This window comes from Blastococcus deserti, from assembly GCF_042682525.1.
In the GTDB taxonomy this organism is placed as follows: domain Bacteria; phylum Actinomycetota; class Actinomycetes; order Mycobacteriales; family Geodermatophilaceae; genus Blastococcus_B; species Blastococcus_B deserti.
Map to the genome: position 1 here is coordinate 143,390 of NZ_JBHUHP010000008.1, position 24,015 is coordinate 167,404.

The window sequence follows — 24,015 nt, forward strand, 5'->3', positions numbered from 1 at the left end:
GCCCCTGCCATGGTCCTGGATCGGCGTGCGGATACAAGACGTTCAGCTACGTCTCGACGGTCGCCGCCGGGGACCGCTACGGTGCAGCCCCGGGCGAACCGGCGATCGCCCGCCACCGTCGGCCGGCCCTGCCGTCACCCTCCCGCCTCCCTCCGGCGTGCCCGCGACGTCGACCGGCCCCTCGCAGAGGAGCTTGACGTGGAGGCACGGTTCTTTGCCCCCGGCACCATCGCTCCGGTGACGTCGGAGGAGCCGTTCCCCACCGACCCCGCCCTGGAGGTCGGCCGGAGCGGCGCGCTGCACGACCCTCCGCTCGAACCGCGCGACGAGGCGGTCTTCCTGCTCACGGCCGCGGCCGAGATCGAGCACGCGCTGATGGTGCAGTACCTCTACGCCGCCTACTCGGTGCACGTGGCGGGGCCGAACGGCGACGAGCTCCAGAGGGTCCGGAGGCTGCTCGTCCAGATCGCCCGCGAGGAGATGGGCCACCTCGCCACCGTCCAGAACCTGCTGCACCTGGTGGGCGGCCCGCTGAACCTGGGCCGGGACCGCGCGCCCTACGGCAGCGAGATCTACCCGTTCCGCTTCCGGCTCGAGCCGGTGACGCGCGGCTCGCTGGCCAAGTACGTGACGGCCGAGAGCCCCCGGGAACTGCCGGGCGAGATGTCGCCGGAGGACCGGGCCCTGGTGGTGAAGCTGCGGGACGACGCCGCCGCGGCCAACGACGGGAACCCGGTCAACCACGTCGGGCCGATCTTCGCCCGGCTGGCGGAGTTGTTCGGCGACACCCCCGACAGCCTCGCCGACGCCGACTTCCGCACCGGCACCGGGGCGCGGCAGGCCGACCGCGACGACTGGGGGTACGCCCCGCTCAGCCCGGCCGACGGGTCCCCGTTGCTCATCGGCTCCTTCACCGGTACGGACGTCTCGGCGCTCCGGCAGGCCGCCCGCACCGCCGTGCAGGAGATCGGTGACCAGGGCGAGGGGTTCGACCTCCCGCCGGCGGGGACGTCGCCCACTCCCACCGAGTCGCACTTCGAGCGGTTCTTCGACGTCTACAAGCGGGTCTCCCGCCTGTTCGACGAGGGCGACCCGGTGACCTGGCCGGTGGCGACCGACCCCAACACCACCCCCGGCACGCCCACGAACCGGGGCCGCTCCCCCGCCGACCGTCTCGGAGCCGCGGCCGAGGAACTGGCGGCCGGCGGGCGGATCACCGAACCGCGTGCCCGGGCCTGGGCGCAGTTGTTCAACCTCCGCTACCGGATGCTGCTCGGTCAGTTGGCGCACTTCCTGCGGCTGGACGGAGAGCTCTACCGCACCGCGTCCGGCCCGCAGCAGGGCGACCGCACCGCCCGGGGCCTGCTGCTGCTCGGAACGTTCGACGAGATGCGGCACCTGGAGAAGATCGCCGGCAAGCTCGTGCAGCTGCCGAAGGACGCGGGCGGCACGGTGCACGCCGGACCGCCCTTCGAGCTGCCGTACACGCTGCAACTGCCCGACGGCGAGCCCGCCCGCTGGCGGATGCACCTCGACGCCTCACGCGCCTCCACCAGGCTCGTGACCTCCCGGCTGGCTCCCGAGGCGGATCCGTTCCTGACCGACCTCGTCGGGCGCGACATCCGGGCCCAGGAGGTGCTGGCCGCGCTCGCGGCGGGGGCGGAGATCCCCGCGACCGGCCTGCCCACCGGGTTCGCCAAGGCGGTGACGATCCTCCAGGAGGCGGTGCGGGGCTTCCGCGTCGGCGGCCGCCACGGCAACTTCTGGGCGGGGAGGACGCGGGACCAGTTCGTCACCACGCCCGTTCCCCCGATCGACGTCCCGCCGGTCGCCCTGGACGGAACCGGCGCGGTGGTGCCCGACCCCGCGGAGGCGCCCTTGATCGAGCGGCTCACCGCCACGGACGCGCGCGCCCGCATGCCGAGGTTCCGCCCGCCCGTGCCCGTCGCGAGGATCGGCTACCTGCAGCAGTGGATCCGGGACGGGGCCCCGGACGACGACCCGCCGGGCCGGGTCGGGGTGACCGTCGAACCGGATCCGGCCGACGAGACGACCGCACCGGCGGAGGTGCTGAGCTTCGCCGCCGACATCGTCGGCCTCTTCCGCGACAGCGACCGGGACTCCATGTCCTTCGCGTTCGACCTGCACCGCTTCGAGGACGTCCGGGACCACGCCGACGAGATCCTGGCCAGGGTGGCGGACGGGTCCATGCCCTGTGACGGCCCGTGGCCCGCGGGGCGGGTCGAGCTGTTCCGGCGGTGGATCGACGATGGCCGGCTCCCCTGACGCGCGGGGCCCGACGCGGTCACCCCAGCGGGACGTCCACCGCCGTGCCCCGGGCCGCCGCGATGCGGCGCACGACCAGCAGCGCGGCGAGCGCGGCCACGGCCGAGGCCGCCAGGGCGAGCCCGTACCCCGCACCCGGCTGCTGACGGTTGCCGAGGTCCACCAGCGGACCCAGCAGCCCTGCCGCCGCAGCCGCGCCCATCGTCCCCACGTTGGCGAGGCCGAAGAAGCGCCCGGCCTCCGCGCCCGGCACGACGTCCGCGGTCGACGCCCAGTTCGCCACGGTGAAGAAGGCGGTCCCCAGTGACATCACCGACCCGAACAGCAGGATCTGCCACGGCGAGTGGGCCCAGAGGAGCAGCAGCGGGCCCGCGGTCCCGCACAGCGTCCCCCAGGTCATCACCGCCACCCGGCCGTGCCGGTCGGCCAGCCAACCCGCCGCCGGGGCCGCCAGGAACGTCGCCAGCGTCAGGGCACCCAGCAGGGCGCCCGCCTGCTCGGCGGCCCGCGCCGGGTCCAGGTCCAACCGGTCGCCCACGAAGAAGAGGAAGAAGCGGCCGACGATGTAGGCCCCCAGCAGGAAGAGGAAGCGGGCCGTCACCAGCAGCACGAAGGTGCGGTGCTCCCGCGGGTCGATCCGGAACACCGCCCGCAGCCGCGGTCGGTGCGACGGCTCGGACAGCGGCACCCGGGGCTCCTGCACCAGCACCACGGTGAGCAGGTAACCGATGACCAGCACCGAGCCGATCACCACCAGGCCGACCCGGCTCCCACCCGCGGCGAGGGCGAGGCCCAGCAGCACGAATCCCAGCGTCGCGCCGGCGAGATCCATGAAGCCCTTCAGCCCCGCCGCCAGACCGCGCCGCTCGTGCGGCACGAGATCGGGGATGAACCCCTGCTGGCCGGCCTGCGACACGCTCGCCGCGCACAGGGTGAGGACGTATCCGGCCGCGACGGCGGGAAACCCGCCGACGCCGTACAGGGCCAGCGCCGGCACCGTCAGGGCCAGCCCGAGTCCGATCGTGCCGCGGCGCCCCACGGACCCGCGGATGCGGTCGCTCACCGCGCCGGCGAGGGGTTGCACCACCATCGCCGCCGACAGTCCGACGAAGGTCAGCACGCCCAGGGCTGTCGCCTTCGACTCCCCGGCGTACCGCTCCAGGTCCGTCGGGAGCACCAGGGTCGTCAGCCCGTCGGTCAGGAAGCTCAGGGACAGCCAGTAGACGGAGATACCGGCCAGCAACCGAGGTGAGCGGCCCGGGTCCACGGAGCCCATGGCCGGCCACGCTAGCCCCGCCGCGAGATCGGATGGAAGGAGACGAGCATGGTCGACGACCCGTCCCCCGGCACGACCGGACCCGGACGACCGCGACTGCTCCGCCGGCTCCCCGAGGAGGCGACCGGCGCGGCGGACGTGACGGCCGTACGCAACCCCGTCCCCGGGTCGACGCTGGGCGACGTGGGGCTCGGTGCCGAACTGCGCGGCCCGGCGCGCACGGCCCGCGCGTTCCTGGCCGCGGAGCCGCCCGCCGCCCGCCAGGCTGTCGACGAGTCGCTCCTGATCCTGCCGATCGGGCCGCAGACGCTGGCCGGCCTGGACGCCGACACCGTGCGCGTCTTCCGGGTGGACGCCCGCACCGGGGAGTACCGGCCGATCTGGAACTCCGGTGTCAACAAGGAGATGGGGTTCGTCTGGGCGAAGGTCCGGGGCGAGGGCACGTACGTGCCGCTCGGCCTGCCGAGGGACCCCATCCTGCGCGAGGCGCTGCACCGCTTCTCCTGCAGACGCCGGTTCCACGACCTCGACGACGACGACGCCGTGCGGGAGCTGTTCGAAGCGGAACTGCGTCCCTTCCTGGCCGAGGACGACGACGAACTGACCGAGGCCCGGACGCTCGTCGCCCGCCTGGAGTGGATCGCGGGCGCCCGGGACCTGCGCCAAGACGAGGTCCGTCGCGGCGACGGCGGGCACCCCGCCCCCTTCCCGTTGCCGGGGGACGCCGCCCCCGACCAGTTCCGGGAGCGGCTCCGGACCGTGGCCGTCTCCGCTCGAGGGCTCCCGGAGGAGGTGCTGTTCGACCCGCCGGACGTCGGGCGGCCCGAGGTGGGACAGCTCCTCGCGCGGGGCGGCGTCTCCGAAGCCGTCGAGCGCGCCAGGTCTCGCCTGCCGCGGGACTCCCGCGCGCTGACCGGCCTGCCGGACGGGAACTGGTGGATGTACCAGGGCGACGAGGCCCACACCGGTGCCGTCCGCGGCTCCAGCGGCATCACGAGCACCACCGTCGGCCGGATGGGCCTCTTCCGGAAGATCTCCGTCACCGGACCGGTCAACTCGATACCGGTGGTCGTGGACGGGAAGATCTACGTCGGCACCACCTGGTTCCGGACCACCGGCGGCGGAACCCTGTACAAGATCGATCTGCCCACGGGGACGGTCGAGGCCACCTTCACGCCTCCCGGAACCGCGTTCTACCCGATCAGCGGCATCGGGGGCAGCCCCGCGGTGGTCGGTGGACGGGTGTACATCTCCACCGTCTACGGCCGCGTCTTCTGCCTCGATGCCGGCACGCTCGGGGTGATCTGGATGCAGGACCTCAAGGTCGCGGACGCCGCCCGCCGCCAGCCGGTCAACAACCCCGACGGCGACTGCTGGGCCAGCCCCCTCGTGGTGGACGACCGGGTGTACGTCGCCAGCGGCGAGGGCGAGAGCGCCAACCCGTTCGGGTTCGTGTGGTGCCTCGACGCCGCCACCGGCCTCGTCGTCTGGGTCTACTGCACATGCAAGTTCGAGAACCCGAGCGCCGCCGGCGACGAGAACCGGCCCAACGTCCTCCCGCGGTCGGCCGCCATCTCCGACCCGCTGCCCGCGTGGGCGACCGCCGCCGGGTTCTCCGTGCACGACGACCCGCCCCGCAGAGGTGCGGCGCCCTGGTCCTCGTGCGCCTACGACCGGGTGCTGGACCGGATCTACATCGGGACCGGGAACTCGCGCCCGGACGACCCGCTCCCCGACGACCGCTACGCCAGCGGCGTGATCGCGCTCGACGCCACCACCGGCGAGTTCCGCGGCTTCCACCAGCCCTCGCCGTCCGACAGCTACCGGCCCAACGACCTGGACGTCGACGTGCCGTGCCCGCCCACGGTCTTCGAGCGGGACGGCACCAGGGTGGTCGCCTACGGGAGCAAGAACGGCTCCTTCTTCCTCTGCGACGCCGACACCATGCAGGTGCTGCCGGACGGACGCCGTCAGCTGCTGCCCAGGGACGAGGTCACGGGGGGACGCATCCACACCGTCGACCCGACCGGCGGGGTCAGCCCGAACATCGCCGACCAGGACGACTGGAGGGGCGAGAACAAGTGGGGGGTGATGGCGTCCGCGGCGGTCGACCGCGACCGCGGGCACCTGTACGTCGGCCTCGGCGGGTACTCCGGTCTCGACGACCCGGCCGTCACCCCGTTCGTCCGGGCGCTGGACTGGAACGACCTGAGTGACGCGTGGCCGACCACGGTCCAGTCCGTGACCAGGGACGGCATCACCTACTCGGTCCGGAAGTACGCCAACGCGACACCGCCGGTGTACACCTCCCGGGAGGCGGGTCTCGGGTCGCCCGCGGTGTGCAACGACGTGGTGTTCGTCCCCTCGCACCGGATCGGCCTGTACGCGATGGACGCCGACACCGGGCTCACCCTGTGGTCGGCACCGGGGCTGCCGGCCGGCGGATGGCCCAACTACTGCCTGGGGCCGGCGGTGTACGGGGACGACGTCGTGGTCGGGGCCGGTGAGGGCGTCTACGTGTACCGCCTGGAACCGACGCGGCCGCCGGGGCCGCCGCTGGACCCGACCGCCGCGCCGCCCGCTCGTGGGACCGCACCGCCGACACCGCAGACCGGCCCCTCCCCGGACCTGCTGGCGGCCGTGCGCGAGGTCGTCCGGCAGGAGCTGGCGGCCCGGGACGTCCTGGACAGGGGGACGCTCGGATGACCCTGCTGGCGGGCGCGGTCCTGGTGGGTGTGGACAACCTCCGGTTCAGCCTTGCCGCGGGACAGCTGGGCCTGCCCCGCAGACGCCGTCACCAGCTCGTCGCCGCCTTCGGGCTCGCGGAGGGCCTGGCGCCGCTGGCGGGTGTCGCGGCGACGGCCCCGCTGGCCACGGCCCTGGGGCGGCTCGCCGATCCCCTGGCCGCGGCGGCGTTGCTCGTGGCCGCCGCGCTCGTGCTGGTCCCACTGGTCCGGGGTGCCGGGCCCGCGCTGCCCGACAGCCGCTGGGCCGTCGTCCTCCTGCCTCCGCTGCTCGCGCTGGACAACGTCGCCGCGGGGGCGGGTCTCCGGGCGTTCGACCTGCCGCTGGTGCCGGCCGCGCTCGTCATGGGCGTGGTCAGCGCCTCGATCGCCGCCGCCGGGCTGCTGGCCGGGTCGGCGGCGCGGCGGATCCTCAAGGGGGCGGGACCGCTGGTGGCGGGTCTGACCCTGGTGGCCGCAGCGGCCGTCACCCTGGCCTAGGCAGCCGCCCGGTCGCTGAGGCCCCGGTCAGTGACCCACCGGCGACCCCGCGGCCGGCTGCGGCGAGGCCGACAGCGCATCGGTCAGCAGGGCGACGAGCGCCTGGAGCTGCACGTCGGCCGACGACGAGACCTCGTCGTCCGAGCCGTCGAGCGCCCGGGCGGCGAGACCCGCCTTGCTGTCGATCAACTCGGCGATCCGGGCGTCGATCGTCTGCGCGGCGATGATCCGCCACGCGGTGACCGGTTCGGTCTGCCCGATGCGGTGGCTGCGGTCGATCGCCTGGGTCTGCTCCGCGTCGGTCCAGGACAGCTCGGCGAGGACGATGTTGGAGGCGACCTGCAGGTTCAGACCCACGCCGGCGGCGGTCAGGGAGCACACGGCGACGGCGACGTCGGGGTCGTTCACGAAGGCGTCGATGTTCTTCTGGCGCGACGTGGGCGTCTGGTCGCCGCGGATCGACGAGAAGCGGACCCCCTGCCGGGCGAAGAGCTCCTCGGCGGCGTCCATCACGTCGACGTGCTTGGCGAAGAAGACCACCTTGCCCGCGCTCCGGGCCAGCTGGGCCGCGTAGTCGGCGGCGAGACCGGCCTTCGCCCGGCCGATGCGGCGCATCATGCTGAACACGTTCTCGCCGGCCTCCCCCGCGGTGGCGTCCTTGAGCTCCGCCCGGGCCACCCGGCGCACGACGTCGTGGTCGATGCCCTCGACCACGGCGTCCGACGAGCGGTGCGCCAGCACGGTCTCGTACCGCGCCACCATCCGGCGGGCGAGCTCCCGCTCGGCGGCCCGGATCGACCGGCCGGCCGGCCCGTCCAGCTCGACGGGGAGATCGGCGATGCGACGGGCAGGGATGTCGGCGGCCACGTCGACCTTGCGGCGGCGGACGATGCCCAGGTCGATCACGCACGTGCGGGCAGCCGCGTAGAAGCCGGGGTCGGCGGGCGTCAGCCCGGTGTCCTCCAGGGCCTCCATCAGCTCGCCCAGCGGCTTGGTCTCGTCGATCCAGCCGAGGAACTGCCAGATGGCCCGGAAGTCGTCGATGTCGTTGATCAGCGGGGTGCCGGTCAGGGCCATCAGCAGCGGCCGCGCCGTGCGGAAGCGGATGCGGTCGGAGAGCTCGAGGACGTGCTGCGACCGCTGGGAGGACTTGTTCTTGATGAAGTGCGCCTCGTCCACCACCATGCCGCGGAAGCCGAACTCGCCCAGCCAGCCCACGTGGCGGTCGAGCACCTCGTAGTTGACGACGACGATGTCGGCGAACCCGTCGATCGTGTCCCCGTTGCCCTGCACCACGGTGGCCGAGCGGTGCGGCGTCCAGCGGCCGGCCTCCCGCGCCCAGTTGGTCTTGACGACGTTCGGCACGACCACGAGCAGCGGGTAGGCGTCCGCCGCCTCGGCGGCGAGCAGTGCCTGCGCCGTCTTGCCCAGGCCCGGCTCGTCGGCGAGCAGGAAGGTCCGGTGGCCGGCCGCGGCCGCGGCGACCAGCCGGCCCTGGTGGGGCATCAGTTCCGAACCCATCGGGGTGAACCGGTCCGACGGCGCCGGCAGGGGCATGCACGCCGGGGCTCCGGCACCGGCGCGCTCGAAGGAGCTCAGCAGCGGGCCGAGCAGTTCCCAGCCGGCCAGGCGGCGCGGGCGCACGGGGCGCTGCGGCGCGGACGAGAAGTCGGGGGCGAGGAAGGGGTTGGCCAGCTGGCGGGAGACGACCGACTGGGGCACGACCCGGCGCTCGGGAACGGCGGGAACGGCGGCGGGCTCGGCGGGTGGGAGCTCCTCCGGGGCCGGCTCGATGCCGACGGCCCGCAGCATCTCGCGGGTGAGTGACCGGGCGGCGTCGGAGACCACGGCGTCCTCGGAGAGCAGCGCCAGGAGACCGGAGTCACGGACGGCGGTCCTCGCGAGGATCGTGGCGATGCCGTCCAGCCGCTTGAGCTGCTCGGTCCGCCGGGCGTCGCTGCCCTCCCCCGCGCGGGCCCGGGCGTGTTCCTCGCGCATCAGCAGCGCGATGGCCTGGAACTGCGTGCGCACGGCCGGCGTCACCCGGCCGCGCTGGACGGCTGCCTCCACCTCACGGACGGCCCGGGCGAGCTCCGCGATCACGTCTCCGTCGCGGACGCGCCGCTGGTTCCGCGGGGCGGTACGGCGAGCGCCGTTCCGGCGCTGGCCCGGTCGAGCCACGGATACTCCTCTGCACTGCCCCGCACGGCCGGAGCGGCGGGATGCCGCCCGCGGTCCGCGGTCGGGTCGATGGATGTCGTGAGCTGGTGGCCCGGTGACCACTCCGGGCCGCGCTCCTGTCCCACCGATCCGCGAGGGATCGGCGCCTCGGGGCCGGACGGCGCCCGCGGTGGGACCTGCGACCACCGGTCGATGGCCGGAGCACCGACGATCCGGGGAGAGTCATCGCCGGACGTGCTGCGCCTGCCAGGCGTCGGTGCCGTACCGATGCTAACGCGCGGGTGCCCCGGCCCCTTCCCCGACGGGCGGTCGACCAGCGACGTCGTCCAGGCAGCCCAGCACCGTCGGCCAGGCGGCGCTGCGCGGGTCGATCACCGCGAAGTGCCCGCCCTCGACCGAGGTGAGGACCGCTCCGGGGTGGTGCCGCACGTAGGACCGGCTCACCTCGAGGGGAACGATGCCGTCCCCGGTCCCGTGCACGATCCGGACCGCCCCGACCGGCGTGGGCAGCCGTGCGGGGTCGAGGTCGGGACGCGCAGCGGCGTCCTCCCCCAGGAACGCCGGCACGGCGTCGCCGTCCAGACGCAGCTCCTGCGCCCGCCTGAGGTCGGCCACCGGCGCGAGCGCCAGGACGCCAGCCGCCGCATGCGGCGGCTCCAGGGTGGCGGCCGCCTGCAGTGCCAGGTGCCCGCCGGCGGAGTGCCCGACGAGCACGACCGGCCGGCCGGCGACGTCCGGCCACCCGGCGACGGCGCGGACGGCCGCGTGGACATCACCCACGGCCAGGTCGGGGCGGCCCGGAACGCGCCGGTACTCGGGCGTGACGCTCGACCAGCCGGCCCCGGCGAGCGCCTCGGTCATCGGCCGCACGTGCACCCGGTCGTACTGCGGACGCCAGAAGCCCCCGTGCAGGAGCACCACGACGGGCCGGTCGTCCGCGCCTCGCCGGGCGAACCGGACGTCGGCCACCTGCTCCTCGTCGCGGCCGTACGCGAGGACGGCGTCGGGGGCCGACGCCGGCCGGGTCAGCACCGACCGGTCCTCGCGACCGGGAGCAACGACGACGCCCTCGGCGTCGGACGAATCCATGCGCCAGTAGTACTCGATCGGTCGACGCCCTCCGGGACGGGGCCGGACGGCGATAGCGTCCGGGGAGGACAGGGAGGCGTCATGGCGATCGAGAACGGCGTCCGGGCGATCGAGGACGGCGTGCAGACGGACTTCACCGCCCGCATGGACTACGGCGGGTACCTGGCACTGGATTCGCTGCTGTCCGCGCAGCACCCGATCAGCGACCACCACGACGAGCCGCTGTTCATCATCGCGCACCAGACCACCGAGCTGTGGCTGAAGCTGGCGCTGCACGAGCTGCGCGCCGTCCGGTCCTCCCTCGACGCCGACGACGTCCGGCGCGCGCGCAAGGGACTGGCACGGGTCAAGCACGTCTTCCGCACCATCACCGAACAGTGGTCGGTCCTGGCGACCCTGACTCCCAGCGAGTACTCGCAGTTCCGCGGAGTGCTCGGCAACGCGTCCGGCTTCCAGTCGTACCAGTACCGTGCCGTCGAATTCGTCCTCGGCAACAAGAACGAACGCATGCTGAAGGTGTTCGAGTCCCGGCCCGACGCCCAGGGCATGCTGGCGGAGCTGCTCCACTCCCCCACGGTCTACGACGCCTTCCTCGCCTTCCTCGGCCGCAGCGGGCACGCGATCCCTGAGCACGTCCTGCGCCGCGACGTGCGCAAGGCCTGGGTGGAGGACGCCTCGCTGCTGCCCGTGTTCGCGGCGATCTACGAGGACACCTCGGCCCACTGGGCGGAATACGCCGCCTGCGAGGACCTGGTGGACCTGGAGGACGCCGTCCAGCTCTGGCGCTTCCGCCACCTCCGGACCGTCCAGCGGACCATCGGCTACAAGACCGGGACCGGCGGGAGCTCGGGCGTGGACTTCCTCAAGCGGGCGCTGGACCTCACCTTCTTCCCGGAGCTCTACACGGTGAGGACGTGGATCGGTGCCTGAGGAGGACGGGGACGCCCGGCTCCCCCAGGAGTTCGTCGAGCTCGCCGCCGAGCTGGACGAGCAGGATACGCTGGCCGCCTACCGGTCCGAGTTCGTGCTGCCCGAGGGCGTGCTCGCCTACCTCGACGGCAACTCGCTCGGCCGGCCGCTGAAGGTCACCGGCGGGCGCCTCGCCCGGTTCGTCGACGGCGAGTGGGGCGAGCGGCTGATCCGCGCCTGGGACGAGCGGTGGCTGGAGCTCCCGACGGTCGTGGGCGACCTCATCGGCCGCGCCGTGCTGGGTGCCGCGCCCGGGCAGACTGTGGTCGGCGACTCCACGACGGTCATGCTCTACAAGCTCATCCGCGCGGCGGTGGACGCACGTCCCCGGCGCACCGAGATCGTCGCCGACACCGAGAACTTCCCGACCGACCGGTTCGTCCTCGCCGCGGTCGCCGCGGAGACCGGCCGCACCATCCGCTGGATCGAGCCGGACCCGGCCACGGGCGTGCAGCCGGCCGAAGTGGCGGCGCTGCTGGGCGACCGGACGGCGCTGGTCGTGCTCAGCCACGTCGCCTACAAGTCCGCCTACATCGCCGACCTGCCGGCGATCACGTCCGCCGCCCACCGCGCCGGCGCCCTGGTGCTCTGGGACCTCTGCCACTCGGCCGGCGTCGTCGAGGTCGCACTGGACGACTCGGACGTCGACCTCGCCGTCGGCTGCAGCTACAAGTTCCTCAACGGCGGACCGGGTGCACCCGCGTACGGCTACGTCGCCCGGCGGCTGCACGACGAGCTGCGGCAGCCCATCGCCGGCTGGATGGGGCACGCCGAGCCCTTCGCGATGGGCCCGGACTACGTACCGGCGACCGGCATCCGGCGCTTCCTCAGCGGCACGCCGCCGATCCTCGCGATGATCCCCGTCGAGGACATGCTGGCCGTGATCCAGCGGGCCGGGATGCCCGCCGTCCGGGAGAAGTCGGTCCGGCTCACCGACTACGCGATCGCGGTCGCCGACGAGGTCCTGGCACCGCTGGGCGTCGTCGTCGCCTCCCCTCGCGACGCCGACCGACGCGCGGGGCACGTCACCGTCGAGCACGACGCGATGAAGACCGTCGTCGGCGAGCTGTGGCGCCGGGGTGTCATCCCCGACTTCCGGCCGGCTCGCGGCCTCCGCATCGGCCTCTCGCCGCTGAGCACCAGCTTCGGGGAGCTGGCGACAGCCCTGGCGCACGTCGAGCAGATCCTGGCCGGGCAGGCCGGCTGACGCGCCGCCTCCCGGCCGGGCCCGGCACCCGCGTGACGGGTCCGCGTCGTCCGGCGGAACATCCCCCTGCCGGGCAGCGCTCGACCTGCCGTGATCGACACGACCCTCGGGCTCTCGCTGCTCGACCGGTCCCGCACCCGCGTCGGCGAACCCGACGCCGCAGCGCTCGGCGGCACCGTCGCCCGTGCGCTCCGCGCCGAGGAGCTGGGCTTCGACCGGTTCTGGGTGGCCGAGCACCACGGGGTGCCCGGGGTCGCCGGCGCCGCCCCGGCGGTCCTGCTGGCCGCCCTCGCCGGCCGGACGACGACCATCCGCCTCGGCTCGGCCGGCGTGATGCTGCCGCACCACCAGCCCCTCGTCGTCGCCGAGCAGTTCGCCACGTTGTCCGCCCTCGCGCCCGGCCGGGTCGACCTGGGGCTCGGCCGCTCCCCCGGCTTCACGCCACCCGTGCGCCGGGCGCTGCGGGAGACCGACCGCGACTTCCCCGCCGACATCGCCGAGCTGCGCGGGTACCTCACCCGGACGGCCGCGATCACCCTGCACCCGCAGCCCGACGGCGAGGTGCCCCTGCACGTGCTCGCCACCGCCCGTGGCCTGCAGGTCGCGGCCGAGCTCGGGCTGCCCGTGATCGTCGGCGGCCCGCTGCTGGGCGTGGCCGGCGATCCGGCACCCGGGCTGGCGGCGATGGCTGCCTACCGGCGGGCCTTCCGTCCCTCGGCGCAGCAGCCGGAGCCACGGGTGGCGATCAGCCTGGACGTGCTGGTGGCCGACACCGCCGCGGAGGCCGCGGAGCTGCTGCTGCCCGAGGCGTGGGCGATGGCCCAGGCCCGCACCACCGGCACCTTCCCGGCGCTGGAGCCGGTGGCGGCGGTCCGGGCCGCCGCCCGCACCCCGCGCCAGCAGCAGTACCTGGAGCAGACCGCCGCCGCGGCGATCGCCGGCACGCCGGCCCAGGTGGAGCGCCGGCTCGCGGAGCTGCTCGACCGCACCCGGGCCGCCGAGCTGGTCGCCAGCAGCAGCACCTTCGACCGGGCCGCCCTGGCCGCCTCCGACCGTGCGCTGGCCGCGCTGTTCGGCCGGACGGCCTGACCGCCCGAGCCGTCCGCCTCCCGCCCCTCGGTCGACCGGCACGACCTGCATCCCTGTCCGGGACGCCGGAGCGCAGGGGCACGACGTCCGTCGACCACACTGCGACGGCGGGACCTGCGCCGTCGTCACGCTTTCGGTCGTGGACCGGGGACGGTGACCGCGACGGGAGCACCGCGCAGCCGCAGCGGGGGCGCCGTCGGTAGCCTCGACGAGTGGCACGCGCCTGGCCGCTGGTCGGCCGGGACTCCGAGCTGGCGGCCATCGGCGCGTCGATCCGCCCGGGTTCCCGGTCCCGCGGCCTGGTGCTCGCGGGTCCGGCCGGGGTCGGCAAGACGCGACTGGCCCGCGAGGCTCTGGAGCTGGCCGCGCACCGGGGTGCCGCGACGCGGTGGGTGTGCGCGAGCGCCTCGTCACGGGACATACCCCTGGGCGCCTTCGCCGACATCATCGACGATCCCGGCCGCCCGGCCCACGACGCGGTGACCAGGGCCGTCGGGGCGATCGGTCGGGTGGCCGGCACCACCGGGCTCGTCGTGGGGGTCGACGACGTGCACCACCTCGACGAGTTGTCCGCGGTGCTGGTCCAACGACTCGTGGTCCGCGGGGTCGCCACGGTCCTCCTCACCCTCCGTGAGGGCGAGCCGGTGCGGGACGCCGTGCGCGCGCTCTGGAAGGACGAGCAGGTGCGACGCGTCGACGTCCGACCGCTGACCCGCGCCGTCACCGCCGAACTGCTCCGGGAGGCCCTCGGCGGACCGGTGGACAGCGCCACCGCCGGCCGGCTGTGGGCCCTCACCCAGGGGAACGTCCTCTTCCTCCGTCACCTCGTGGACGGCGAGGTGTCAGCGGGCCGGCTCCGCCGGGTCGAGGGGCTCTGGTGCTGGCAGCCGTCGCCGGCGCACGTCCCACCCGTACTGGCGGAGATCGTCCGGGAGCTCATGGGCCGCTTCTCCGACGGGGTACGGGACGTCGTCGACCTGCTGGCGCTGGGTGAGCCGCTCCCGGCAGAGCTGCTGGGGAGACTGACCAGCCCGGAGGCCGTCGAGGACGCCGAGTCGGCCGGGCTCGTCCGCATCGACACCGACTCCGCCCGCCTGCAGGCACGGCTGACCCACCCCCTGTACGGCGAGGTCCGACGCGCGGGGCTGGGCACCCTGCGGTCTCGGCGGCTGCGGGGCTCGATCGCCACCGGCCTCCAGGCGGACGGCGCCGAGACCAGCGCCGACGTGCTGCGCCGGGCCGTGCTCGCGGCCGACTCCGACCTGCCTCCCGATCCCGCGCTGTTCCTCGCCGCATCGCACCAGGCGGTCCGGCTGTTCGACCTGGTTCTCGGCGAGCGGCTGGCCCGTGCGGCCGTGGACGGCGGCGGAGGACCGGACGCGCAACTCGTGCTCGCGCTGAGCCTGTCCTGGCTGAGCCGCGGGAAGGAGGCCGATGCGCTCCTCGGCGGCCTGGCCGGCACGGCTCTCCAGCAGGGGACCCGCGGGCTCGCGGTCGCGGCGCGCATCGGCAACCTGTTCTGGACGCTCCGCCGCCCGGCCGAGGCGGAGGCGGTGCTCGCCGGCGCCCTGGCCGCGGCGTCCGACGAGTCGGAGCGCACGCTGCTGCTCGCGTTCCGCGCGGCGCTGGACGCGTCGCTCGGCCACCCGCGGCGAGCCCTCCAGCGAGGTGTCCGGCTGCTGTTCCCAGCTCCTCGCGACGACCACGTCGCACTCATGGCCGCCTTCGCCGTGGCCGCCGGAGCCGCCGTCGCCGGCGACGTCCACCTGCTGGGCCGAGCGGCGACCATCGGCGACGAGGCCGGGCGCCGCGCCTTCGTCAGCATCCCCCGGTTCGGCCTCGGCGACTGGCACGTCCTGGGCCTGCGGCTGTCCGGCGACGTCCGTGCAGCGCTGGAGGTCGCCCACCGGCTCCAGGCGGCGAGCGAGGATGTCCCCGGCCCCGCGCACCTCATGGGCCTGGTCCTGCGCGGGCACGCGGAGCTGGCCTGCGGCCGTGTGCGCACTGCCGAGCGGATCCTCCGCGAGGCCTGGGCGGGACTGCGTCCCTCGCCGCACGAGTTCCGCTTCCGGTGCCGGACCCTGCTGGCGCTGGCCCTCGCCATGGCGGGCGACGCCACGGAGGCGCGTCAGCTGCTCGCCGAGCGGAGCGACGGCGGCCATCCGGCGTACGCCCTCATGGCACCGGACGACTTCCTCGCGCAGGCGTGGCTCCACTCCGACGTCGGGGCCACCAGCCGCGCGGTCGCCATCGCCCACGAGGCCGCCGCGCTCGCCCGGAGCCTGGACTCGCCGGCGTTCGAGGTGCTCGGCCTGCAGACCGCCCTCCACTTCGGCGACGGCACGGTGGCGGCCCGCCTCGGCGAGCTCACCGCGGTCGTGCACGGTTCCCGCGCCCGCGTCGCGGCGGCCCACGCGCGGGCACTCGCCGCCGGGGACGGGGACGGGCTGGCCGCGGCGTCCGGGACCTGGGAGGCCACGGGCGACCTCCTGGCAGCTGCCGACGCGGCCGCCCAGGCAGCGCTCGCCTTCACCCGTGCCGGCCTGAAGGGCTCCGCCTCCGCGGCCGCGGCACGCGCGCATCGACTGGGCCTGGCCTGCGAGGGGGCTCGTACGCCGGCCATCAGGGCGGCCGCGCGGCCACTGCCCTTGACCGCGCGAGAACGGGAGATCGCGACACTCGCGGCCACGGGGCTCTCCAACCGGGACATCGCGGAGCTGCTCGTCGTGTCGGTCCGGACGGTCGAGGGACATCTCTACCGAGCCGGGCACAAGCTCGGGATCAGCGACCGCGCGACCCTCGGCACACTGCTCGGGGAGGGGCAGATCGAGTAGCGCACTACTCGCTCGGGAGGCCGCGGCGGCACGCACGCTCGGCGCTACCCAGCACCCGTCAGGAGAAGTGCCATGTCGGGATCCGATCCTCGTTGCGCACTCGTCACCGGTGCCGGCCGCGGCATCGGCCGGTCGATCGCCGAAGGGCTCGCGGCGGCGGGCTACCGCGTCTACGCGGGCGTCCGGTCGGAGGCAGCGGCTACGCAGCTGGCCGCAGCGTCCGCCCGCATCGTCCCCGTGGAGCTGGACGTCACCCGCGCCGACCACGTCGCAGCCCTCGACGCCGTGCTCCCGGCGCGGCTGGACGCGCTCGTGAACAACGCCGGGATCGCGGTCCCCGGACCCGTGGAAGCGGTCGGGTCCGAGGCCGTGCGCCACCAGTTCGAGGTGAACCTGTTCGGGCCGCTCGACCTCACGCGGGCGATGCTGCCGAGGCTGCGCGGGGCCCGCGGCCGGATCGTCTTCATCTCCTCCGTGAACGGGCGGGTCTCCTTCCCCGGCTCGGGGATCTACAACGCCTCCAAGTTCGCCCTGGAGGGGCTCGCCGACTGCCTCCGCGTCGAGCTGCGCCCGTGGGGGATCAAGGTGCTGCTCGTCGAACCCGGCGTCACGGACACCGACCCATGGCGGCACATGATGGCCGTCCTCGACGAGACCGCCGCCGACCTCAGCCCGGAACACCGACAGCTGTACCGCGCACACCTGGCCGGCCAGCGGGCCATGTGCCAGCAGCTGCAGCAGCGGACCGCACCCGCCGCCGGGGTCGCCGAGGCGGTGCGGCGGGGGCTGACCCGGCGCCGTCCCGGTGCACGCCGCCTCGTCGGCACCGACGCCCACGCGCTCGTCGTCCTGAAGGCGATGCTGCCGACCCGCGCCCTCGACGCGCTCTGGGCGCGCGGTCTCGGGCTGGACCAGCCACCGACCAGCACGGTGCTCCCCCGACCGCGGTCAGGAGCCGCCCGCGAACGGATGCCGACCGGGTGATGTGCCGCAGCGGCGGACCGCACGACCGGGCCACCGTTCCCACGACCTGCGGCCCGGCACCGCATGTCTCGCCACTCGGCCCTCCACGGCCGAGCGACCCCGTGCATCGACCAGGGACCGGTCAGCCCGCAGGTGGAGGCTCGTGCGTACGTGGCGTCCCGTCCCCGCATCCCGCGCTCGGACACCGGCGAAACCCCCACGGCTGACCGGCCATGGGGGTTCTCCCGCCTCGGGACCGGGGGTTCAGCCGGGAATGATCAGGTGCCCGGGTGCACGACCGGCCGGCCGTCGTTCCGCCACGCCTTCATGCCGCCGTCGAGGTGCGCCACGTCGGCGTATCCCAGCTTCGCCAGGGAGACCGCGCCGAGCGCCGAACGGCCACCCGAGGCACAGAACAGGATGGTCCGGCGGGACGGGTCGAACTCGGTGCGGTGGTACGGGCTGCTCCAGCATGCCGCGCGGCGCCAGGACCGCCCCCTCGATCGTGCCGTCCCGGTCGATCTCCGCCGGCTCGCGCAGGTCGACCACGAGGGCGCCCTCCGCCAGTTCCTGCGCCACCTGCGCCGGACCCAGGTTCTCGATCTGACCCTTGGCGCGGGCGACGAGCTCGACGACGGTGCTGGACATGGCTCCTCCTGTGCGTGTGGTCGCTGGACCAGGACGGACCGATCGTCGTGCGGGGGAAGCGATGACAGCATCCGCCGTCCTGCCGGGTTTTCGAGGCGGCGCCTGCCGTATTCCTCCGCGCTCAGCCGGCGGCGGGGATCAGCCCTCGCTGCGTCGCACGGCGGACGGCGGCGGCCCGCGAGGAGCAGCTCAGCTTCGTGAACAGGTTCCGCACGTGCATGTCGACGGTGCGCGTGCTGAGGAACAGCTGGCCGGCGATCTCCCGGTTGGTCCGTCCCTCGGCCAGCAGCTGCAGCACCTCGTCCTCCCGCCGGGTCAACGCCGCCGGTTCCACGGCCCGGGCGGCAAGGCGACCGAGCCGCTGGTCCACGGGCTCCCCCAGCTCCGCCAACGTGGCGGCACATCGGCGGGCCAGGGGTTTGGCGAGCAGCCGGCGAGCCGTGCGATAGGCGGTGACGATCTCGGCCACGGCCGCCGCCCGGTCACCGAGGGCGGCCGAGGTCTGGCCCAGCCGCAGCCGCGTCGAGGCTTCCTCGTAGGGCTCGGTGATGTCGGCCAGGAGATGCACCGACCGCGCGAACTGCTCTCCGGCCAGCGCCTCGTCCCCTTCGACCGCCGCCAGCTCGCCGCCCACGTGCGCGAGCGCCGAGAGCACCTTGGGGGCGCCGTTCCGGGTGGCCAGCGCGGCCGTGATCCGGTGGCAGGCCGACACGCCCACGGCATCGCGGCGCCCGGCGAGGAAGGTCGCCGTCCACCGCAGGGCCGGCAGGGCGTAGTGGCACTCCTCCGTCTCGCGGCAACGATCGAGCAACCTGGTCACGGTCGCGGCCGCGGTGGACTCGTCGTCCTCGAGGTCGGCCGCCATCGCGAGTCCCCACGTCGCCCCGACCTCCAGGCCGAAGATGCCCCGGGCACGACCGAACTCCGCGGCCCGGCGCAAGGGGCCACGCGGCCTGCGCAGGTCCCCGCGGAGGACCGCGATGAGGCCGGACTCCTCCTCGGCCACTCGCCGGGCCATCGCGCCGGCACCGCCGTCGGCGAGCACGTCGGCGCAGACGGACAGGGTCCGGTCCCACTCGCCCATCAAGCGCGCGGACGGCGAGATGCAGACGAAGCAGATGGTGGCGAACTCCGTCAGGCCATCGGCCCGGCAGAGCTCGAACGCCGACTCGTAGGCATGGGCGGCCCCCGCGTAGTCGGCGGCGTACTCCAGGGCTTCGGCGAGCCCGTACTGCGCCTCGGCGGTCGTCTCGGCCAGGTTCTCCGAGACGGCGAGCTCCAGGCCGGCCCGGGCCGTCTCGACGCCCCGCCGTCCCTCCCCGAGCGCAGCCCGCACCGCTCCCTCGAGGACGAGGGCGTGCGCCTCCAGATCCCGTCGCCGGGCGCGCCGGGCTGCTGCGGTCGCCGCCTCACTGGCGTGCAGCGCCTCGGTGAGGCGTCCGGCCGACCGGAGCTGCGCAGTCAGCGCCAGTCGTTGCTCGGCCTCGTCCGCGAACGCGCCCGCCTGCTCGAACGCCTCCGCGGCGGCGGCTCGCTCGGCCGATGTCCGGATCGGGTCGCCGGCCAGCTCGGCGGCGTTCGCGGCCCTCCGGTGGGCGGCCCCGGCGCGCTCCAGCTCGTCCGAGGCGCGACATCCTCGAGCGACCTCGGACCAGACATCCGCCGCCTGTCCGGCATCACCACCGAGCTCGGCACACTCCCCCAGCCGTTCCAGCACGCTCAGCCGCCCGCCCGGATCGTCGCCGTCCGGCCACAGCGTGAGCGCCCGGCGGGCGAGGCCCGCCGCGTCGCGGTAGGCGTGGACGGCGCAGCGCGCCTCGGCGGCGGCGAGCAGCAGCGGTCGCGCCTTCGACGGTTCGTGCCCGGCGATCCAGTGTTCGGCCACGACGGCGTCCGGGGCTCCCCGGCCGGTCAGGCGCTCCGCGACCTCCTGGTGGAGCTGACGCCGCCGGGACCACGGGATGCTGCGGTACAGCGCGTCGCGCACGAGCGCGTGGCGGAACACCGCCAGGCCGGCGTCGGACTCCAGGAGCAGCCCGTCGTCGATCAGCGGATCGACCTCGGCCGGACCGGCCAGTTCCGCGAGGGTCGGCAGGTGCACCTCGACCCCGAGCGTGACCGCCCACTCCAGCGCCGGTCCGTGCTCGGCGCGTAGCCCTGCCGTGCGACCGAGGACGGCGTCCGTCACGCGCTCGGGCAGCGGCAGTCCGGCGCCCGCGGCGAGCTCCACGGATCCCGACCTCTCCACCAGCCCGCCACCCGCGCGGAGCGCTCCCACCACCTCCTCCACGAAGAAGGGCACCCCCTCCGTGCGATGGTGCACCGCCTGCACCAGGCCCGCCGACGGCGGCGCCTCGAGCACCCCGGCAAGCAGCTCCGCCGTCTGCCACTCGCCCAGGGGGCGCAGGGCGATGTCCACCAGCCGACGGGCGCGGCGCAGCTCGTTCCGCAGACCGCGGATCGGGTGCGTGCGGGGCAGCCCGTCGCTGCGGTAGACGCCCACGACGAGCAGCGGCTCCGAGACCAAGGACCCGGCGACCAGCTGGAGCGCCTCGACGGACGCAGCGTCGGCGTGCTGGAGGTCCTCCAGGACCACCACGGTCGGACGCCTCAGCCCGATCGCACGCATGACCTCGGCCAGGGCCTCTCCGGCAGGCCGATCCCCGTGGTCCTCGAGCAGCGCGGTGGCCTCCGGCACCGCGCTGACCAAGACGGCGTACGGCCCGGCACCGGGGAAGACCGCCGCCGCTCGGTGGCCACCGTCCCAGCCGCGGAGCGCCTCGGCGACGAGCCGGCTCTTGCCGACGCCGGCCTCCCCGCTGACGAGCACCACACCGCCGCTGCCCGAGCGGCAGCCTGCCAGCGCGTCGACGAGCCGGCTGTGCTCGTCGTTCCGCCCCACCAGTGGAGAAAGCTTCGCCACGCGCGGAGGCTAGCCCCGGCCGGCCCCCCTGCGGCCCGGTGCCACCGTGCCTCCCGCGCCGAGCGGGCCGCCGTCCCCCATGGTGGCGCGACGCTCGAGGCTCAGGGGCTGCCGGACAGGGCCCGGCTCCGCTGCTCCAGTCCGACCTCTCCGTAGGGATAGTCGGCCGCGGCGGGATCGCTGACGTCGTCGAGCCGCGCCACCTCCTGCGGGTCGAGGACGAGGCCGGCTGCGCCGAGGTTGCCGCGCAGCTGCTCGGTCGTGCGCGCACCGAGGATGACCGAGCTGACGGCCGGCCGGGTGAGCAGCCACGCGAGCGCAACCTGCGGCATCGAGGCGCCGCGCGCCTCGGCGACGTCCTGGACCGCCGCCAGCACGTCCCACGTCCGTTCGCGCGTACCGACCCGGTCGTAGGCCTCCATGCCACGGCCGGGGTCCTCCCCCAGGCGCGTCGCCCCGGTCGGCCTCTGGTCGCGGGTGTACTTGCCCGACAGCCAGCCACCGGCAAGGGGCCCCCACGGCAGCAGTCCGAGGCCGTTGTACTCGCACGCGGGCACGACCTCGAACTCGATCCCCCGGACGAGCAGGCTGTACGAGGGCTGCAGGGTGACCGGCACGGCCAGGTGGTCGCGCTCGGCCAGGTCGACGGCCCGCTGCACCTGCCACCCGGTGAAGTTGGACAGCCCGGGATATCCCATCTTGCCTGCGGTCACGGCGTCGTCCAGGAAGCGCAGCGACTCCTCCAGCGGCGTGTGCGGGTCCCATGCGTGCAGCTGGTAGAGGTCGACGTGGTCGACCCCCAGCCGGCGCAGCGACGCATCCAGGGCCCGCCGGAGGTGGCGCCGCGAGTTCCCGAGGGCGTTGGGCTCGTCCCCCATCGGGAAGCGGCCCTTGGTGGCCAGGACGACGCGGTCGCGGACGTCGGCCGGCCGGGAGGCCAGCCACCTCCCGATGATCTCCTCGGCGCTTCCGGCGGAGTAGACGTCCGCGGTGTCCACCAGGGTGCCGCCCGCCTCGACGAACACGTCCAGTTGCTCGTGGGCGTCGGGCTCGGCGGTCTCCGCGCCGAAGGTCATCGTGCCCAGGGACAGCGCGGAGACCGAGCAACCGCTGCGCCCCAGGGTGCGGTACTCCATGAGTGACTCCCGTTCCGGTGCTGGACGACACGACCGTCCAAGCAAGCCACAGAAGTCGCCCCGCCGCTCGGGATGGGGCTCCGACCGGGCGCGCAGGCCAGGCCCTCACGCGCGAGGGCGGCGGCACGTCCGCGCGGGCGGTGCGGCGAGGAGCCGCGCGGCGGATCGCACCGTCGGCGGCCGGACGTCGGCACACTGCCAGACAGCCGCGCTCAGCAGCGGGCAGCGGTCGCCATCGAGCCGCTCCACGCCGGAGGGCACGCCATGACCACTCGCATGCCGGACACGAACGGACGAACCACCACCGACGGGACGGTGCAGAGCCCCCTGACGCTGGTGATGCCCATCCGCTCGCCGGAGGACTCCGCAGCCCTGCACGCCACGATCGACAAGCTGCAGTCCCTGCCCCGGGAGCAGAACCCGATCATCAGGGCCCTGGACCAGATCGCCACGGTCCATTTCGCCCGGTTCGTGTTCCTCGACGAGACCCGCCTGGCCGTCATCACCACGTACGACGGCGACTTCGCCGCCTACGTCAACGAGTTCGTCGACCACATCGGCGACGTCTTCAACGCGCTGCTCGAGCACATGGCCGACGCACCGCCGTTGCCGGTGCAGGCGCACCGCCAGGAGTTCCTGGACTACGTCCGCGGGCACGACCTGGGCTGCGTCCCGCCGTTCTACAGCGCCTATCCGGACTTGACGGTGCTCGACATCCTCGCGGCCCGCACCGGCTGATCCGTGCAGTCCGCACTGGACCTCGCCGACGTCCAGGGGCTGATCGTCCGCGGCTACACCATGCCGCGGGCGCGTCACCTGCTGCTGCGGATCGACGAACCAGCGGCGGCGCGCCGGCTGCTGGCGTCCCTCGTGGACGGCAGCACGACCGGCCCGCAGGTGACCAGCGCGGCGCCGTGGGCGACCAAGCCGGACTCCTGCCTGAACGTCGGGGTCACCTTCGCCGGGCTGCGGGCCCTCGGCGTTCCGGCGGAGTCGCTGGCGAGCTTCCCCGAGGAGTTCGCGGCCGGCGCCGCTGCCCGGGCCCAGCGGGTGGGCGACGTCGGTACCAGCGCCCCGGCCCACTGGCTGCCCGCGTTCACCGACCGCGGGCTGCACCTGCTGGTGTCCGTGTTCGCCCAGGACGACGCGGCACTGACCCGCGCGACCGACGCCGTCGTCCGCACGTCCGGCAGCGGCCTGGCCGAGCTCTGCCGGCTCGACGCCGCCCTGCTGGGCGCGCGGGTGGACCACTTCGGGTACGTCGACGGCATCTCCCAGCCGACCATCGCATCGGCTCCGCCCACGGGGCCGCCGGACACCATGCCGGTCGCCCCGACCGGTGAGTTCCTGCTCGGGCATCCCAGCCAGCACGTCGGATTCAGCTATCCGGTGCCGACACCGGAGGCGCTGGGCCGCAACGGCAGCTTCGCCGCCTTCCGGATGCTGGCCCAGGACGTCGACGCCTTCCACGAGCTGCTCACCGAGCAGAGCCGTCGGACGAATCTGCCCCCGGAGCAGATCGCCGCCAAGATCTGCGGCCGGTGGCGCAACGGGACCCCGCTCGTCCTCTCCCCCGACACGGACACCCCGCAGCCCGCCCTCTCCCCCGACCAGCTCAACGACTTCGACTACGTCGGGCGGTTCGGCGACGAGCGGGGCCTGGCCTGTCCCGTCGGTGCGCACATCCGCCGCATGTATCCGCGCGGCTCCCGGGTCGCCGGGAACGGGGGGCACAAGCACCGGATCGTCCGCCGGGGGCTCACCTACGGGCCGGCCTTCGACCCGACCCGGGCGCACGACGGCGTGGAGCGCGGGCTGCTGGGCCTGTTCATCGGGGTGAGCCTGCGCGACCAGTTCGAGTTCCTCATGGCCGACTGGGCCAACGACGGGCTCTTCGCTCCCGGGCTGGGCCGGTCCAAGGACCCCATCATCGGCGCCAACGACGACGGGGCCGGCACCTTCTCGATACCGGGACCGGGCGGGCGCACGGTGCTCACCGACCTGCCGCGCCTGGTCACCACGCGCGGCGGCGCCTACTTCTTCCTCCCGAGCGTGACCGCTCTCCGGCACCTCGCCGCCCTGTCCGACGAACCGGGCAGCAACGCTCCCTGAGCGTGGGGCCGAGGACCGCTGACCGTCCATCACCGGTCCCGCCGGGGCGCCCGGCTCGGTGACGGGCAGGCCCGCGGC

General features: G+C 74.6%; 16 protein-coding genes. 10 read left to right on the top strand and 6 right to left on the bottom strand.

The features are described 5' to 3' along the window. Positions 1-198: 198 nt before the first annotated feature. A complete protein-coding gene (locus tag ACFSHS_RS07895) occupies positions 199-2,286 on the top strand; it encodes a ferritin-like domain-containing protein (protein WP_376873838.1) in 2,088 nt (695 codons plus the stop codon). Between the two features lie 19 nt (positions 2,287-2,305). On the opposite strand, the gene ACFSHS_RS07900 is transcribed toward ACFSHS_RS07895, so the two are convergent. Beyond that, positions 2,306-3,562: an MFS transporter gene (locus ACFSHS_RS07900; RefSeq protein ID WP_376873840.1), complete on the bottom strand. Its 1,257-nt coding sequence runs from the start codon at positions 3,560-3,562 to the stop codon at positions 2,306-2,308. 48 nt (positions 3,563-3,610) lie between these two features. Here ACFSHS_RS07900 and ACFSHS_RS07905 point away from each other — a divergent pair, with 48 nt between their 5' ends. Further along, a complete protein-coding gene (locus ACFSHS_RS07905; protein WP_376873842.1) occupies positions 3,611-6,268 on the top strand; it encodes an outer membrane protein assembly factor BamB family protein in 2,658 nt (885 codons plus the stop codon). Continuing rightward, positions 6,265-6,786, top strand: a complete 522-nt coding sequence (locus ACFSHS_RS07910; RefSeq protein ID WP_376873844.1) for a manganese efflux pump — start codon at positions 6,265-6,267, stop codon at positions 6,784-6,786. Before ACFSHS_RS07905 ends, ACFSHS_RS07910 begins: the two co-directional genes overlap by 4 nt. A 27-nt stretch (positions 6,787-6,813) precedes the next feature. On the opposite strand, the gene ACFSHS_RS07915 is transcribed toward ACFSHS_RS07910, so the two are convergent. After that, a complete protein-coding gene (locus ACFSHS_RS07915) occupies positions 6,814-8,967 on the bottom strand; it encodes a DEAD/DEAH box helicase (protein WP_376873846.1) in 2,154 nt (717 codons plus the stop codon). A 270-nt stretch (positions 8,968-9,237) separates the two neighbouring features. Continuing rightward, the gene (locus ACFSHS_RS07920) at positions 9,238-10,056 is read right to left on the bottom strand and encodes an alpha/beta hydrolase family protein (RefSeq protein ID WP_376873848.1); all 819 of its coding nucleotides are present in this window, start codon (positions 10,054-10,056) and stop codon (positions 9,238-9,240) included. Between the two features lie 81 nt (positions 10,057-10,137). On the opposite strand from ACFSHS_RS07920, the gene ACFSHS_RS07925 reads away from it, so the two are divergent. From ACFSHS_RS07925 to ACFSHS_RS07945, 5 genes are all read left to right on the top strand, one after another. Next, entirely contained in the window at positions 10,138-10,986 is an 849-nt protein-coding gene (locus tag ACFSHS_RS07925; RefSeq protein ID WP_376873850.1) for a tryptophan 2,3-dioxygenase, read from the top strand. Further along, positions 10,979-12,232: a kynureninase gene (locus ACFSHS_RS07930; protein WP_376873852.1), complete on the top strand. Its 1,254-nt coding sequence runs from the start codon at positions 10,979-10,981 to the stop codon at positions 12,230-12,232. Before ACFSHS_RS07925 ends, ACFSHS_RS07930 begins: the two co-directional genes overlap by 8 nt. A 90-nt stretch (positions 12,233-12,322) precedes the next feature. After that, complete coding sequence (locus ACFSHS_RS07935) at positions 12,323-13,321, top strand: MsnO8 family LLM class oxidoreductase (RefSeq protein ID WP_376873854.1); 999 nt, start codon at positions 12,323-12,325, stop codon at positions 13,319-13,321. Between the two features lie 212 nt (positions 13,322-13,533). Further along, positions 13,534-16,155, top strand: coding sequence for a LuxR C-terminal-related transcriptional regulator (locus ACFSHS_RS07940; RefSeq protein WP_376873856.1), 2,622 nt, complete (start codon positions 13,534-13,536; stop codon positions 16,153-16,155). Between the two features lie 72 nt (positions 16,156-16,227). After that, the gene (locus tag ACFSHS_RS07945) at positions 16,228-17,139 is read left to right on the top strand and encodes an SDR family oxidoreductase (protein ID WP_376873858.1); all 912 of its coding nucleotides are present in this window, start codon (positions 16,228-16,230) and stop codon (positions 17,137-17,139) included. Positions 17,140-17,396: 257 nt separating this feature from the next. On the opposite strand, the gene ACFSHS_RS07950 is transcribed toward ACFSHS_RS07945, so the two are convergent. The 3 genes from ACFSHS_RS07950 to ACFSHS_RS07960 form a co-directional block, all read right to left on the bottom strand. Further along, the gene (locus ACFSHS_RS07950; RefSeq protein WP_376873860.1) at positions 17,397-17,837 is read right to left on the bottom strand and encodes a rhodanese-like domain-containing protein; all 441 of its coding nucleotides are present in this window, start codon (positions 17,835-17,837) and stop codon (positions 17,397-17,399) included. Positions 17,838-17,887: 50 nt separating this feature from the next. After that, complete coding sequence (locus ACFSHS_RS07955) at positions 17,888-20,689, bottom strand: ATP-binding protein (protein WP_376873862.1); 2,802 nt, start codon at positions 20,687-20,689, stop codon at positions 17,888-17,890. A gap of 101 nt (positions 20,690-20,790) precedes the next feature. Continuing rightward, positions 20,791-21,825, bottom strand: a complete 1,035-nt coding sequence (locus ACFSHS_RS07960; protein ID WP_376873864.1) for an aldo/keto reductase — start codon at positions 21,823-21,825, stop codon at positions 20,791-20,793. A gap of 264 nt (positions 21,826-22,089) precedes the next feature. On the opposite strand from ACFSHS_RS07960, the gene ACFSHS_RS07965 reads away from it, so the two are divergent. Beyond that, the gene (locus tag ACFSHS_RS07965) at positions 22,090-22,563 is read left to right on the top strand and encodes a hypothetical protein (RefSeq protein WP_376873866.1); all 474 of its coding nucleotides are present in this window, start codon (positions 22,090-22,092) and stop codon (positions 22,561-22,563) included. A 3-nt stretch (positions 22,564-22,566) separates the two neighbouring features. Beyond that, positions 22,567-23,937, top strand: a complete 1,371-nt coding sequence (locus ACFSHS_RS07970) for a Dyp-type peroxidase (protein WP_376873868.1) — start codon at positions 22,567-22,569, stop codon at positions 23,935-23,937. Positions 23,938-24,015: the final 78 nt, after the last annotated feature.